At 36.2% G+C, this 15,682-nt stretch carries 13 protein-coding genes and 1 pseudogene; 2 read left to right on the top strand and 12 right to left on the bottom strand.

The features are described from left to right. Positions 1-1,282 (top strand): PQQ-dependent sugar dehydrogenase (locus VI621_RS09940; RefSeq protein WP_324218229.1); only part of this gene is annotated, 1,282 nt, incomplete at its 5' end. Here the strand turns inward: VI621_RS09940 and VI621_RS09935 are convergent. From VI621_RS09935 to VI621_RS09925, 3 genes are all read right to left on the bottom strand, one after another. Then, positions 1,279-2,316: an NADP(H)-dependent aldo-keto reductase gene (locus VI621_RS09935; protein WP_324218228.1), complete on the bottom strand. Its 1,038-nt coding sequence runs from the start codon at positions 2,314-2,316 to the stop codon at positions 1,279-1,281. The genes VI621_RS09940 and VI621_RS09935 overlap by 4 nt on opposite strands. Before the next feature lie 110 nt (positions 2,317-2,426). Beyond that, complete coding sequence (locus VI621_RS09930) at positions 2,427-3,389, bottom strand: OmpA family protein (RefSeq protein ID WP_324218227.1); 963 nt, start codon at positions 3,387-3,389, stop codon at positions 2,427-2,429. A gap of 34 nt (positions 3,390-3,423) precedes the next feature. Next, positions 3,424-4,185, bottom strand: a complete 762-nt coding sequence (locus tag VI621_RS09925; RefSeq protein WP_324218226.1) for an exodeoxyribonuclease III — start codon at positions 4,183-4,185, stop codon at positions 3,424-3,426. A 143-nt stretch (positions 4,186-4,328) separates the two neighbouring features. On the opposite strand from VI621_RS09925, the gene VI621_RS09920 reads away from it, so the two are divergent. Then, positions 4,329-6,134: a lysophospholipid acyltransferase family protein gene (locus tag VI621_RS09920; RefSeq protein WP_324218225.1), complete on the top strand. Its 1,806-nt coding sequence runs from the start codon at positions 4,329-4,331 to the stop codon at positions 6,132-6,134. A gap of 61 nt (positions 6,135-6,195) precedes the next feature. On the opposite strand, the gene VI621_RS09915 is transcribed toward VI621_RS09920, so the two are convergent. From VI621_RS09915 to VI621_RS09875, 9 genes and pseudogenes are all read right to left on the bottom strand, one after another. Next, positions 6,196-6,477, bottom strand: a complete 282-nt coding sequence (locus VI621_RS09915) for a TM2 domain-containing protein (protein ID WP_324218224.1) — start codon at positions 6,475-6,477, stop codon at positions 6,196-6,198. A gap of 443 nt (positions 6,478-6,920) precedes the next feature. Further along, positions 6,921-7,880, bottom strand: a pseudogene (locus tag VI621_RS09910) (2-hydroxyacid dehydrogenase); the annotation flags it as partial. A gap of 360 nt (positions 7,881-8,240) precedes the next feature. Beyond that, entirely contained in the window at positions 8,241-8,711 is a 471-nt protein-coding gene (locus VI621_RS09905; protein ID WP_324218223.1) for a CHRD domain-containing protein, read from the bottom strand. Between the two features lie 319 nt (positions 8,712-9,030). Further along, positions 9,031-9,441 (bottom strand): response regulator, encoded by a 411-nt coding sequence (locus VI621_RS09900; RefSeq protein WP_324218222.1) that lies wholly within the window; start codon positions 9,439-9,441, stop codon positions 9,031-9,033. Then, positions 9,438-12,083, bottom strand: a complete 2,646-nt coding sequence (locus tag VI621_RS09895) for a PAS domain S-box protein (protein WP_324218221.1) — start codon at positions 12,081-12,083, stop codon at positions 9,438-9,440. Before VI621_RS09895 ends, VI621_RS09900 begins: the two co-directional genes overlap by 4 nt. Positions 12,084-12,163: 80 nt before the next feature. Beyond that, a complete protein-coding gene (locus tag VI621_RS09890; RefSeq protein WP_324218220.1) occupies positions 12,164-12,925 on the bottom strand; it encodes a LytTR family DNA-binding domain-containing protein in 762 nt (253 codons plus the stop codon). A gap of 235 nt (positions 12,926-13,160) precedes the next feature. Beyond that, the gene (gene mgtE / locus VI621_RS09885; RefSeq protein ID WP_324218219.1) at positions 13,161-14,513 is read right to left on the bottom strand and encodes a magnesium transporter; all 1,353 of its coding nucleotides are present in this window, start codon (positions 14,511-14,513) and stop codon (positions 13,161-13,163) included. After that, complete coding sequence (rsmA, locus tag VI621_RS09880) at positions 14,503-15,282, bottom strand: 16S rRNA (adenine(1518)-N(6)/adenine(1519)-N(6))-dimethyltransferase RsmA (protein WP_324218218.1); 780 nt, start codon at positions 15,280-15,282, stop codon at positions 14,503-14,505. The genes mgtE and rsmA overlap by 11 nt, the downstream gene beginning before the upstream one ends. A gap of 84 nt (positions 15,283-15,366) precedes the next feature. Then, entirely contained in the window at positions 15,367-15,678 is a 312-nt protein-coding gene (locus tag VI621_RS09875; RefSeq protein ID WP_324218217.1) for a DUF4286 family protein, read from the bottom strand. Positions 15,679-15,682: the final 4 nt, after the last annotated feature.

Here is a 15,682-nt window from a genome sequence, read left to right as displayed (position 1 = left end):
GGTAGAGATTGCGCACCCTCCCGGAGATTCCAGATTATTTATAGTTGAACAGGGCGGAGCCATAAAAATTTTAAATATAAATGGAACCACAAATGCTACCAATTTCCTTACACTCACTAGTGCAATCATTTCTTCCGGAGGCGAAAGAGGATTGTTGGGATTGGCTTTTCATCCAAATTATGCAACCAATGGTTTTTTCTATGTGAATTATACCAATACGGCAGGAAATACTGTTATTGCAAGATATTCCGTTGATGCTGGAAATCCAAATGTGGCCAATCCATTAAGTGCAACTATTTTATTAACCATAACGCAACCGTACGCCAATCATAATGGCGGCAGTATCAAATTTGGTTTTGATGGTTATTTATATATCGGAATGGGCGATGGTGGCAGTGGCGGTGATCCTGAAAACAGAGCGCAAAACATCAATGAAAATCTCGGAAAAATGCTGCGAATTGATGTGAATTCCGGCTCACCTTATGGAATCCCTCCGACAAATCCTTATGTTGGCATTGCAGGAAATGATGAAATCTGGGCTTTAGGACTACGAAATCCCTGGAAGTTTTCTTTTAATCGTTTAACCGGCGATTTATGGATTGCTGATGTCGGTCAGAATGCTGTGGAAGAAATAAATAAAACAATAAGTCCGTTAACTGCCGGCTTAAATTTTGGCTGGCGTTGTTATGAAGGCAATACCGCTTTTAACACGACTGGGTGTGCGCCAATAGGAACGATGACGATGCCTGTTGCACAATATACCCACTCGGCAACGGGTGGCTGTTCCATAACTGGCGGATATGTTTATACCGGCACCATATATCCAAATTTTCAAACTAAATATTTCTTTGCGGATTATTGCAACAACCAAATCGGAATGTTAAATACCGCCGGAGCCATTACTTGGTCGACCGCATTTTCCGGGACAAATTTTACCTCTTTTGGCGAAGACCTTAATGGAGAACTTTATTTGGCCGGAAAAACTTCGGGTATCATTTATAAATTAATTGACACTTCTCTTGGCGTGAATACTTTTAGTAAAGGCAGTTTTAATCTGTATCCGAATCCTGCAACTTCCGAAGTTTTTATCAAAACAGCCACTATTCATTTCCCTGTATTGGTTACCATTTCAGATATTACAGGAAAGCTTTTGCTAAGTCAGTCTTTAGATTCTGATGGCAATGCCATAAATACCACTTCATTAAAAAACGGCATTTATTTGTTGTATATTAAAGACAAATCAGGAGCAAATTACAGTTCTAAATTAACGATTAAAAATTAAGGCGCCGGGTTCGGAATTAAATTTTGAATGTTTTCAATTTCCTGAAGTATCTCTTCCGATAGGGAAATAGCAATCGTATTGATGTTTTCTTCCAATTGTTTCAGATTAGTTGCGCCAATAATCGTGCTCGTCACAAAGGATTGATGCTCAATAAAAGCCAATGACAATTCGGTAAGAGTTAATCCAAATTTTTTGGCAATTTCACTGTATTTTTTTGATGCTTCTCTGGTATTTTCACTGTTGTATCTGGAAAATTGCGGAAATAAATTAATTCTCGCATTAGGATGCGGTTCACCCGTTAAAAACTTTCCTGATAAAACCCCGAAAGCCATTGGAGAATAGGCTAATAAACCAACATTTTCACGGTGACAAACTTCGGACAAGCCCACTTCAAAAGTTCTGTTCAATAACGAATAAGGGTTTTGAATAGTCGCAATTTTTGGCAAATTATGCTTTCTGCTTTCTTCCAAGAAGCGCATCAGACCCCAAGGTGTTTCATTGGAAACTCCAATATTTCTAATTTTTCCCTGTTGGATTAAAACGTGCAAATTCTCTAAAACCTGTTGGAAATTATCTTCCCATTCATCATTTTGAACCTTAAATCCTCGTTGTCCAAACATATTCGATTTACGTTCCGGCCAATGCAATTGGTACAAATCGATGTAATCCGTTTGCAGGCGTTGCAGGCTTTTCTCTACCGAAAGCGAAAGCGTTTTTGCGTTGAATTGCAAATCGTCACGCATGTATTCTAATCCGCGGTTGGGTCCGCCGATTTTTGTAGCCAAAACAACAGCTTCTCTTTTATCGGTTTTTTTGAACCAATTCCCGATGATTTCTTCGGTTGCGCCATACGTTTCTGATCTCGCTGGCGTCGAATACATTTCGGCAGTATCAATAAAATTAATTCCTTTATCAATAGCAAAATCTATTTGTGCATGCGCTTCCGATTCAGAGTTTTGCTGGCCAAAAGTCATGGTTCCAAGGCAAATTTTACTGACTTTTATATTGGTATTGGGTAATGTGGTATATTTCATTTATGTGGTTCTGAGAGACAAAGACGCAAAGGTACAAAGGTTGTTCCCAAAAGAAAAGGTCCAGAGTAAAAACTCTGAACCTTTGTTTCTAAGAAACTTAATCCCTTAAATTAAATCTCATTTAGCATTTTTGAAATTTCGTCTAATTTTGGTGTCAGAATAATTTCGATTCTACGGTTTTTTGCTTTTCCTTCTGGTGCATCATTACTCATTAATGGTGCATATTCTCCTCTTCCGGCTGCAGTTAAATTCTTTTTGTCAATGGCTTTGTTTTCTGTAAGAATGTTAACAATCGCTGTGGCTCTTTTTGTAGAAAGATCCCAGTTGTTTTCGATTTGACCCACTGATCCTCCAAATTTATCGTTATCAGTATGTCCTTCGATCAAAACCGCAATTTCAGGATTATCGCCAAGAACTTTTCCAACGGCAACAACTGCTTTTTTACCTTCAGTTCCAACTGCCCAACTTCCGGATTCGAAAAGCAATTTATTTTCCATAGAAACATACACTTTTCCATTTTTATATTCTACAGTCAATCCTTTTCCTTCAAAGGCTTTTAAGGATTTAGACAGGGTTTCTTTAAGTTTATTCATGCTTGCTTCTTTTGCCGCAATCATGCTTTCCAATTCATTTACTCTATCTGAACGGTCTTTTAAATCAGCATTTAATTTGTTTAAACGATCTTTTTCGCTAGCTAATGCTTTTTCTTTTGACTCTAATTGCGCTAATAATTCACGGTTTTTAGCCATATTAGCCTGCAAAGATTCATCGCTGTTTTTTTCCAATGCTTTGTATGAAGCCTGTAATGTTTTCAGGTTTTTATCCGCAGCAGCATAATCAGCGGCTAATTTATCACGTTCCGATTTCGTTTTATCATAATTCGACTTCAATGCGATATAATCTAAATCCAATTGATTTTTAGCTTTCGTAATACTATCATTCTGATCCGCGGTATGACGGTTTTCTTTTTTTAAATCTGCGAATTTAGTTTCTAAATCATTAAACACTTTTTTGGACACACACGATGTAGTCAAGGCTAATACTGCTATTCCAAGAGCTGCTTTCTTTATCATTTTTTATGGTTTTTAAGATTTGGTTTTTCTGTTTTTATTCTAATTCCACTAAAATCGGACAATGGTCGGAATGTTTGGCTTCGGGCAAAATAACGGCTCTTTTTAATTTTTCCCGTAAAGGTTCGCTAACCAAATTATAATCGATACGCCAACCTTTATTGTTCCCTCGTGCTCCTGCTCTGTAACTCCACCAACTATAATGGTGCGGATCTTTGTTGAAATGACGGAAACTGTCAATAAATCCATTTTTCATAAATCCGTCTAACCAAGTTCGTTCTTCAGGAAGAAATCCGGAAACTTTTGCATTGCGGATCGGATCATGAATATCTATGGCCTGATGACAAATGTTATAATCACCGCAAATAACCAAATTAGGCAATTCGCTTTTTAAATTGTGGATGTAATTATGAAAATCATCCATATACATAAACTTATGTCCCAAACGGTCCATATTTGTTCCGGAAGGCAGATACAAACTCATTATCGAAAGATCGTCAAAATCGACACGAAGGTTTCTTCCCTCGAAATCCATGTGTTCGATTCCTGTTCCGAAAACAATATTATTAGGCTTTATTTTTGATAAAATGGCCACGCCACTGTATCCTTTTTTGGTTGCAGGATAATAATATTGGTAAGGATAACCGGCTTTTTCAATATCGGATACTGGAATTTGTTCTTCGGTTGCCTTTATTTCTTGAAGGCAAATTACATCGGGATTGGCTTGTTGCAACCATTCGAGAAAACCTTTAGTAATGGCAGCACGGATTCCGTTAACGTTGTAGGAAATAATTTTCATTACTTTTTTAGAATTTATAGTTCCAAATGTAATAAAAAAGTATAATGTACAATACAGAAAAATCAAAGAAAAACGAATCGCTCTCACATTGGATAATCGAGTTTTTTTCTATCTTTGTCTCTTGCTCAAAAAACAAATCATAAATGGGTTTAGTCACCGCCAAAGAAGTTGCGAAAGCAATAAATACTGATAAATACGGGATTTTTGGGACTTTCTCGGGATGGTTACTGATGAAGGTGCTTAAGATTTCCAGACTTAACGATATATATGACAAGAACAAGCATCTTACGGATCTTGAATTCCTGAATGCTATATTGGATGACCTTGAAATAAAATTCGAAATTCCGGAAGAAGATTTAAAACGTTTGCCTAAGGATGGCGCTTATATCACAATTTCAAACCATCCGTTAGGAGGCATTGACGGGGTTTTATTGCTAAAATTAATGCTTGAAAGAGAGCCTAATTTTAAAATTATTGCCAATTTCCTTTTGCATCGCATTGAGCCTCTGAAAAAATATATCATGCCCGTAAATCCTTTTGAAAATCATAAAGATGTAAAATCCAGTGTGATTGGAATCAAGGAAACGTTGCGTCATTTAAGTGATGGAAAACCGCTTGGAATGTTTCCTGCCGGAGAAGTTTCTACCTATAAAGACGGAAAACTAATGGTCGATAAACCTTGGGAAGAAGGCGCCATAAAAGTTATCCGAAAAGCACAGGTTCCTGTTGTTCCTATTTATTTTCATGCCAAAAACAGTCGGTTTTTTTATCTGCTTTCCAGAATAGGCGGAACCCTTCGTACGGCTAAATTGCCTTCGGAAGTATTCAGCCAGAAACATCGAGTGATAAAAGTTCGTGTAGGGAAACCCATTTCGGTTGCGGAGCAAAACGAACATAAAACCATTGAGGAATATTCGGATTTTTTAAGAAGAAAAACCTATCGATTAGCCAATCCATTTGAAAAAGAAATTCCTTTTTTACCCACGCCAAATTTAAAACTTCCAAAAAATCCAAAGGAAATTGTCACCGCTGCAAGTCCCGATAACATGATTAAGGAGGTCGATGCTTTGCGAAATACTGATTGCCGATTGTTGCAAAGTAAAAACTACGAAGTGTTTTTTGCGGAAGCCAATAAAATTCCAAATGTGCTTCACGAAATTGGCCGTTTAAGGGAAGTTACTTTTAGAGAAGTCGGCGAAGGAACAAACGAGTCGATAGATTTAGACAAATATGACCAATATTACCACCAAATGTTTCTGTGGGATGATGACACCAAACAAATTGCAGGTGCTTATCGCATGGGCTTAGGTTCTGAAATTTATCCGAAATATGGGATGGAAGGTTTTTATCTGAATGAACTTTTCCGATTTGAACCCGAATTACACGATATGATGCACACATCAATCGAAATGGGTCGTGCGTTTATTACCAAAGAATACCAACAAAAACCAATGCCACTTTTCTTGCTTTGGAAAGGAATCATTCATACTACCTTGCGTTATCCGGAGCATAAATTCTTGCTTGGCGGCGTGAGTATCAGCAATCAATTTTCAGATTTTTCGAAATCGCTGATGATTGAATTCATGAAATCCAATTACTATGATCCTTACATTGCGCAATATATCCATCCCAAGAAGGAATACAAAGTAAAACTGAAAGATGCCGAAAAAGATTTTATTTTTGACGAAGCCGAATCGGATCTGAACAAATTTGACAAGATTATCGATGAGCTTGAACCTGGAAGTTTGCGCTTGCCTGTTTTGATAAAAAAATACATCAAACAAAATGCGAGAGTGGTCGCTTTTAATGTAGATCCAAAATTTAACAATGCGGTTGACGGCTTGATGTATATTCGAATTGCCGATATTCCGGAAAGCACCATGAAACCTGTGATGGAAGAATTTCAGGCCGAATTGGAACGTAAATTAGCCGAAAAAGGAGAATCCTAATTTCCACATTCATAAATAAAGAGGGGACAAATTCAATAAATTTGTCCCCTCTTTTTATTCCTTAAAACCAGGCTTTTTTATTCACTTGATAGGTCTGATAAAATTCCTGATCCGATTTTGTCAGATAAATCACACCCTCAATAAGCCCTAATATAGCGGTTACTGATCCGCAGGTAAAAAGACTGATTACGAGCCAGATTATTCCTTCTTGCGTATATCCCAAAAGAAACTTGTGAATTCCCAATGGCCCAAGAAGTATCGCCAAAAGCCCCGCTGCTATTTTTTTATTATCCTGATAATTCGGTTGTGGTTTATTCCATTCTTCGACTCTTGAATTTTCCATTTTTAATGTTTTGGTGGTTGATTAATGGATAAAAATAATCAATTTTACAGAAATGCCTTATCAATTGGTTCCCAAAGTTCAATTTTATTTCCTTCGATATCCATAATCCAGCCAAACTTCCCGTAATCATAGGATTCAGTTTCGCCTATAATTGTGACTCCTTCCGATTTTAGTTTTATCAACAGATTATCTAAATCGTGAACCCGAAAGTTCTGCATAAATTGTTTTTCGCTCGGTTGAAAATAAGTGGTATCCTCAGAAAATGGCGACCATTGTGTAGAGCAATCATTCCCGTTTTTATCTTTCCACCAAAACGTTGAACCATAGTCATCGGTTTTTAGTCCTAAATGTTTTCCGTACCATGCCACTAATGCTTTGGAATCTTTCGATTTAAAGAAAATTCCGCCAATTCCTGTTACGCGTTTTTCAATTTCACTTTCTTTGTTTTTGCCAAAATACTTCGCTTTGATTTTATCGACAATGACTTGGGCCAATTTTTCGTGGCTTTCGAAAGTCCATCCTGCAACATGTGGTGTCAGGATTACATTGTCTGCTTTTAATAAATATTGAAAAGCTTCCGGCACGTGGTTTTCTAAAAACAAGTGTTCAAAAGATCCTTTTTCATATTCCAACACGTCCAAACCGGCACCTAGAATTTTTCCGGACTGCAAGGCTTCGGCCAAATCTGTTGTAACCACATTTTTGCCTCGAGCAGTATTAATCAGCCAGAAAGGTTTAGCAAATACCTGAATAAAATCGGCATTGATTATTTTGTCTGTTTTCGGAGTCCACGGAATATGAAGACTTAATACATCCGCTTTTTGTTGCAATTCTTCAAGAGAAACTTGTTTTGCATTCGTATCGCCTACGTTTTCCAAAATATCATAACACAAGACTTCTACATCGAATCCACGCAATTTTTTGGCAAATGATTTTCCCATATTTCCGTAGCCTATAATTCCAACGGTTTTGCCATCGAGTTCATGGCCGCGGTTCCTTTCCCGATTCCAATGTCCTGATTTGATTTCCATGTCGGCTTTATTGAGATTGTTGAAAAGCGACAACAACAGTGCTAACGCATGTTCGCCAACAGCATTTCTATTCCCTTCGGGAGCTGCTATGAGCTGAATGTTTTTACTTGCGGCATACTCACAATCGATGCTTTCCAGACCAGCGCCGACTCTGGCAATAAATTGCAAAGAGGTGGCTTTATCCATAAAATCCTTGTTGATTTTAAATCTACTGCGAATAACTATTCCTTGATAGTCATGGATTTTGGCTTCAATTTCTTCTTTAGTGGATGTGAAATCTTCGTGATTGGTAAAGCCGGCTTGTTGCAATTGTTCCAAAAGCAAAGGATGGTTGCCGTCGATATGGAGGATTTTTATGGTTTCAGGTTTCAAGTTGTGGTTTGTTTAGATTTCAAAGTTATAAAAAACTCTTTAAGAAAGGATTACTTTTTGGGTACGTTCCTGATTCTATTTCTGAAATGCAAAATAATTTTCATCAAATACAAAAGTTCAAATGTTTTCTTCCAAGCATGAAAAATCCAATTTGATGTCAAGTGTCACTTTCTAATTCAATTATACAAAAAAATTTAAAAATAAATCTGCCCACAGATTCTTTAGAAAACAGAAAGTTTATTGGACAAAAAGTGTTTTATAAATCCTTGTTTAATGAACCTCTTTTGACAAAAAAACAAAAGCCTTACTTTCTTTATAAAAGAACGTAAAGCTTTAAAAAAACCGAAACCAAATATTGTACTATTTATTTAAACCAGGTGGCGGAGGTGGGGATCCGCCGTCGCCTACTGTCGTGCCCTCTTTAATTAGCATCCCGGATATTTCACCATAAGGATATGCACTGTTTTTTAGGCTTATTCTATATAGATTGGCATTAAGATTGGCTTCCTGAACTGCATCTAAAGCAAAACTTGTATAAGCTATCGGAGAGGTTAAATCGGATAAATGAAAATCAAACTGTTCATTGGATCCTGCTCCCTCATTATATATCTGAGCCGTAGTGGCTGACCCTCCAATAAATGTCACGGCGAGTGAAAATATTTTTGTTGTTGCATTAAATGTTAATACAGCAGTGCCTGTTGCTCCATTGCCGCCATCTAAGACCGCTTTAAAAGTTACATTGGAATTAGAAGAAATTGGCTCTTCATCATTACATGAAATTATGCTTGGTGAAATTAAAAAAATCGCTAAAAATATAAATAAGTGTTTCATATAAAAAGTTCAAGTTCAAAAAATAATTGACTCCCACAACTGTTAATATGTTACGCAAGTCACTGTTGTCCTGACAAATAAACATCAGATACAATACAAATTAAGGCGATTGTTTTTAAATAAGAAAGCGAGAGGTAATAAGTGTGTTTTAATGGGAATAACTGGTCTTTAAAGTTGTTTTTCAGAAAAAAACCAAAGTGGAGCATCATTTTAAAATGTACATTTTAAAATTTCTGTTAGCAATAGAAGATAAAAAGTCTAAAGGTTTAAAAATCAATTTGACTCTTAAACCTTTAGATTTTAATTGATAAAAAGTCGCTTAGACAACACTAATACGGTCAAGAAATTCTTTGGTGATGGGTTTTACCTGAAAAGAAACTACATTTTTATCGTTATGGGCCAAAGCAATATCAAAATTGTCAATGGTGGATGAAATAATGTATGCCTTACAATTGTTTTTAAAAGCTTCCGGTAGTTTATCATAGCCCTCCAGAAATTCAAAACCCGACATCACGGGCATGTATATATCAATAAAAATTACCTGAGGCAGAACGGAAATATTTTCCTGATTGTCCTGCAAATATTTTAGCGCCTCATCTGCAGCCGAATACTCTAACACTTTTTTTCCAAAATTGTTTTTAGTAATCATGCGGGAGGTAATATAGAGGTCAATGACATTGTCGTCAATAATCATTACAGTTTCAAATTTAGGTGGTATGGCTGTTATCATGATTTTAAATTTTTTAGTGTAATAATAAAGGTTGTTCCGATTCCTAATTCAGACTCGACCTGAATTGTGCCTTTCATTTTCTCAACAGTATTTTTCACGATATATAATCCAATCCCGGAGCCGTCTGTTTTTCCTGAGAGACGAAAAAACATGTCGAATATTTTGTTATGATGCGCAGGCTCAATTCCGATACCGTTATCGGCTATAGTGAGCTGTAATTTTTCATGATCTGACTGCCCGGCTATTTTTATATATCGGTTTGTTTTGTCTTTCCTATGGTATTTTATGGCATTGGAAATAAGATTTTCAAGTATGGTATTAAAGCGCATCCTGTCAGAATAAAAAGACTGCTGCTCCTGAATGTCAATTTCGAAAAGAATTCCTTCTGCTTCCTTCATGCTGTGAAGTGAATTTACGATTTCTGTTATGCCTTCCTGGAGTGCTATTTTTTCTACTTCCATTGTGGTCCGGTTGTTTCGGGAGTAACTGAGAATATTTTTGATAAATTCATCCAGACGGTTGATACTGTTTCGGATCATCCCCACGTGTTCAAGGGTATCGCCCTCTTTGCTTTCATCTTCAATAAAAGAAAGCAGCCCTAAAATGGATGTAAGCGGAGAGCGCAAATCATGTGATACGCTATATACAAACCGGTCTAGTTCTGAATTGGTTTTAACAAGTTCTATATTCCGTTGTTCAAGATTAAGTCTTGCTTTTTTGCGTTCCGTGATATTTCTGGAATGACAGGCTGTTCCGATAATTTCATTCCCTTTTCGGATAGGATAATAGGATATTTCGGACCAGGTTTCATCAGGACTTCCACTACATATGATTTCTGTAAAAGTTTCTCCGGTAAAAGCTCGCTTGTAATTATTTTTAAAAAAAATTATTTCTTCTGGAGTAATTCCAGTAAGAATGTTACTCCCTTTTGGGATGGTCTTACCAGAAGTATGTCTGGTCATTTCGTCAAATGGCTTATTGGATGTTATTAAAGTGTAATCTTTATTAACACTCCACATCAAATCGTCTGTGTTATTAATTAAAGCATTAAGATTGTATTGATCAAACTCCATTTGCTCTTCCGTCAATTTCTTTTCCGTTATGTCTCTGAAGTTTGTTACGAGTGCATTAATACCAGGCTCATGAAGCAAATTGGTAATGGTATTTTCGCACCAAATCCAGTTCCCGTTTTTATGGCGTACTCGTTGTTGGTAATAAAATGATTTTCCTGGAGTTGTAACTAGCTTCGTTCTCTTTTTTATAAATTCTGTCAAATCATCCGGATGAATTAATTCTAAAATATTTTTTAGAGCAACATCTTCTTCAGAATAGCCAAAAATTTTACTGATGGAAGGACTGCCGTATAACAATTTTCCTTCTGCACTGGTCAGCATGATCATTTCTTCACTTTTTTCAATCAGGGCACGGAACCGTTTTTCGCTTTCCTCTATCTTTTTTCGGGATAATACCTGTTCGGTTACGTCTATAGCGAAGAAAAAAATGCCGTCAATTTCACCTTTATTATTTTTATGTGCCTGACAAATGAAATTTAGATAGGTATCCACTAATTTTCCCGTACCCTCTTTATCGTGATCGAATTGAATAAGTTTTTCATTTGCGAAAAAAGTTTCCCCGGTTAAATACACTTTATCTAAAAATTCTAATACTCCTTGCGATTCCACTTCTGGCAAAACTTCTTTTACTGTTTTGCCTATAACATTATTTCTGCCAATTAATTTGAGATATAGAGGATTCACCATTTCATATACATGGTTTGGCCCTTTTAAAATTCCCATACTTGAAGGCGCCTGTAAGTATAAATCCATAAAACGCTTTCTCTCCACTTCAAAAGATTTTTCTAAGGTTTTTTTCTCAGTTATATCTCTAATGGTCATAGACGTTTTTTCTTGCCCAGAAGTATCCGTAAACACTACAGAAGTTATTTCTCCGGGAAATCTGCTTCCGTCTTTACGTTTGAATGTGATTTCGCCTTTTGCCTTTCCGGTACGATGGCGTTCTTCTAACAATGGTTGTAACCGCAAATCTGTATGATCTACAATATCAAATCTTCCCGAGTTGCAAATCTCGTCTTGTGTCATTTTAAAAATTTCACATGCAGCAGTATTAGCGGCAAGAATTTGTCCGTCTTTTACCGTAAGAAGAATAGCATCCATACTGCTCTCGACTAAAGAGGCGTATTTTGATTCGTTTCGACACAATTCTTCCATCCGTTTTTCTTCCGATTGCTTTTGTTCCGCATTTAAGTTACTAAGGGCAGCTTCTTTTAGCGCTCGGTTTACTTTCGTGGTTAAAGTAGACAGGCGCTCTTTTAACACAAAATCAGTAACCCCGCTTCTGATAAATTCAATGGCATTTTCTTCCCCAATGGATTCAGAAACAAAAATAAAAGGCGTTTGTGGCGCCAACTTTTCTTTTATTTTAAATGCAGCAGAACCGTCAAAAGAAGGAAAGGTATAATTGGAAAGTATGATATCGGGTTTAAAATTATGGATTGCCTTTTCATACTCTTTTTTTGTGTGAACAATTTCTGCAATAAAATTGACGCTCCCTTTTTTTAACTCCTGTTGAATCAGCTCCATATCGTTGGAGTCATGTTCGACAATTAATATTTTAGTTTTCATAGGCACCATTAATTTTAAAGTAGATTTTGGGTAAATAACGCAACATTACAGTCTGTATATATTGAGCCATCTTGAAAGTATTACTCTTTAAGTTTAATAAATTTATTAAAATCGTCCTGCCTTCTTTTGGCGACCGGTAAAATAATTCCATTTGGAAATTCACAGAAATAACCATCCTTTTTAGAAATTTTAGAGATATGCCGAAGATTAATTATGTAAGAATGATGGATTCTAAAAAAATAATTGTTGTCCAAAATGGTACTGTATTCTCCTAAATTTCTACTGGACATTATCTTTTTGCCATTTAAGAGAACGAAATAAGTATATTTCCCATCTGCCTGGCAGAAAATAATTTCCGACATAGGAATCAGCTCAATTTTATCTAATGATGAAACGGCCACATAATCATTTGGCTGATTAACAGAATTCAGAATATTAATATTATTAATTTTTTGATTCTGGTAAGAAAGTTCCATTTCTGTCCTTTTGATTACTTTGTAAACCGCTAAAATAATAGCATTAAAATCTATTGGTTTTAATAAAAAATCAATGGCATTGTGTTTGAACGCTTTTATGGCATACTTTTCTTGTGCTGAGATAAAGACCAGCTTTGGAATACTAAATTCTAATTGATCCAGCATTTCAAAAAACGCATCATCTTTAAATGCAATATCTAAAAAAACGACATCCGGTTTGTTTGACTTTATTAAATTTATTCCGTCATTTATAGAAAATGCCTCCCCAATTATTTTCATAATCATAAAATTTTCCTCTTCGAATTTTTTTAAAATTATCAAAGTATCTTTTTCTTCGGTTATGATTATGGCATTAATTGGCGTCATAGACTTTCGATTTCGAGTTAGCTTGTCTTTAAATTAACTATAAAAATTTACGTTAATGTAATAATATTACGTGTTTTTATGAGAATAAAAACAACAAAGTTGATTATTATTAAGTTATAATAATAATCAATTAACATATAAAATTTCAAGCTATTTTTAAATATGAAGCAATAAATGTTATGACATCAGCACAGGTAAGGTGAAATGCTCTTTTTAGGATATCTTTTTTTAAAATTTAAAATCCCAAAATCAGTTTTGCAATAGAGAAATAAATCAGAATTCCGCAAATATCATTACTTGTAGTAATAAAAGGACCCGTTGCCAACGCGGGGTCAATTCCGAATTTATCGAGTAATATTGGGATAAATGTTCCGATAAGCGAAGCAATAATAATTACCGAAATTAAAGCAATGGCTACAATAACTCCAATTTTAATCTCAACATTTAAAAGAAAATGACTTCCTAAAAACAAGATAGTGGCCAGAATCACTCCGTTTAACAAACTCAGCGACACTTCTTTTATCAATCGGTTGAATAACGAACCGCTCAATGCATTGTTCGCCAGACCCTGAACAATAATTGCTGAAGATTGCACCCCGACATTTCCGGCCATCGCAGCAATTAATGGGGTAAAAAAGAATAAATTGGCGTGTTGCGTTATCGCGCCTTCAAACAAGCCAAGCACTTTAACCGAGATGAATCCTCCTAAAAGTGCTAATACCAACCAAGGCAAACGTGCTTTGGTGAGTTCCAAAATGCTGTCATCGGCCTCGACATCTTGTGAGATACCGGCAGCCAATTGGTAATCTTCATCCGCTTCATCCTTGATAACATCGATAATATCATCAATCGTGATTCGGCCCACTAATCGACCCAGTTCATCAACCACGGGAATAGCCTCTAAATCGTATTTTTGCATAATCCGGGCGACTTCAATGTCTTCGGTATCTACGTTTACGGAGTTTAATTTTGTAATGTATACCTCTTTAATCGGTGTTTTGGTGGAAGTAGTCAATAAATCCTTGAGTGACAAACGGCCTTTCAATCGATTTTCGTCATCGACCACATAAATCGAATGGACTCTGGAAATATTTTCGGCTTGTATTCGCATTTCTTTCACGCAGGTAAGAACGTTCCAGTTTTCATTGACTTTCACCAACTCTTTGTGCATAATTCCCCCGGCGGTATCCTCGTCATAACGCAGCAAATCGACAATATCCTTGGCGTGTTCTACGTCTTGAAGTTCGGAGATTACCTCGGTTTTTTTGCTTTGCGAAAGTTCGGCGATAATATCAGCCGCATCATTGGTTTCCAGTTCATCAAGTTCTTCCGCAATTTCTTTTGGCGAAAGGCGGCTTAAGATATTTTCTCGTAAATCATCGTCGAGTTCCAACAGGATTTCGGCGGTTTTCTCGCTATCTAAAACCTTAAAAATATAAGTTGCCTCATCAAAATCGAGCGCGTCGAAAATCTCAGCAATATCAGCATGGTGCATATCATTCAGTAAAACTTCCAGTTGCTGGTCGTTTTTACTTTTAATAAGTTCTTCTATTTGAACAATAAGCTCTTTACTGATTTTAAACTGCATCGGCCTCTATTTTTTGGGTAAGTTCTATAAATTGTTGTACGTTCAACTGTTCCGGACGAAGGTCAAAGGTAGTGTCTTCTCGCAATTTATCCGAGAGATTTAATGTTTTTAAACTGTTTCGCAATGTTTTTCTTCTCTGTTGGAAAGCAGTTTTCACCACCGTGAAAAATAATTTTTCGCCGCAAGGCAAACTGAAATCTTTCTTTCTGCGCAAACGCAATACGCCTGATTTTACTTTTGGCGGCGGATTAAAAACATGCTCATCCACTGTAAATAAATATTCGGCATCATAAAAAGCCTGAACTAAAACCGACAGGATTCCGTAGGCTTTTGTCCCTTTCTTTTCACAAATCCTCTCCGCTACTTCTTTCTGGAACATTCCGGCAAATTCCGGAATTTGATTGCGATATTCCAATGCCCGGAAAACAATTTGTGTTGAAATATTGTATGGGAAATTCCCAATAATCCCAAATTGTTTGCCTTCGAAAATTTCGTTGATATTGTATTTCAAAAAATCTTTGGATATGATTTTATCCTTTAATTTTGGGTAATTTTCATCTAAATAAGTCACTGATTCCGTATCGATTTCAATCACATAAGTATTGATTGGTTTTTCTAACAAATATTTTGTCAAAACACCCATTCCCGGACCTATTTCCAATACATCTTCGTACCCTTCAAAGTTCAAAGTGTCAGCAATAGCGGCTGCGATGCTTTCATCTTTTAAGAAGTGTTGTCCGAGATGTTTTTTGGCTCTTACTTTTTCCATTTTTTGTTTAAAGTTTAAAGTTTAAAGCTCAAAGTTGTAAACTGAGACTAAAAACTGTGTTCTGCATTCTGGATTCGAAACCTATTAATGCTCCGATATCAACTCTAATTCTGTTCTGAAAGCAAGCATTTTGTCAGCAAATAATTTCAGACCTTCCTCGCGTAAACGTGGCGCATCTTCGTCGTAATACCGTTGCAAAGTTTCTTTACTGTCTGTGGTGTATTGAATAGAATACGTTACTCCGCCCATTTCTTCGTCAATTAATACTTTGACCATCCTTGCCGAAGTAAATTTTCCTGTTGCCAGAACATCATTAATATGTTTTTCCTGCATCCAGGTCATCCATTGGTCGTGAACACTTTCGTGAATATTGATGGTTACGTTATAAATTATCATTTTT

Origin of the sequence: Flavobacterium sp., assembly GCF_035292545.1 — a bacterium.
Lineage (GTDB): Bacteria > Bacteroidota > Bacteroidia > Flavobacteriales > Flavobacteriaceae > Flavobacterium.
Note: the sequence above shows the minus strand (reverse complement) of the source record. Positions and strands in the feature narration are given on the sequence as shown.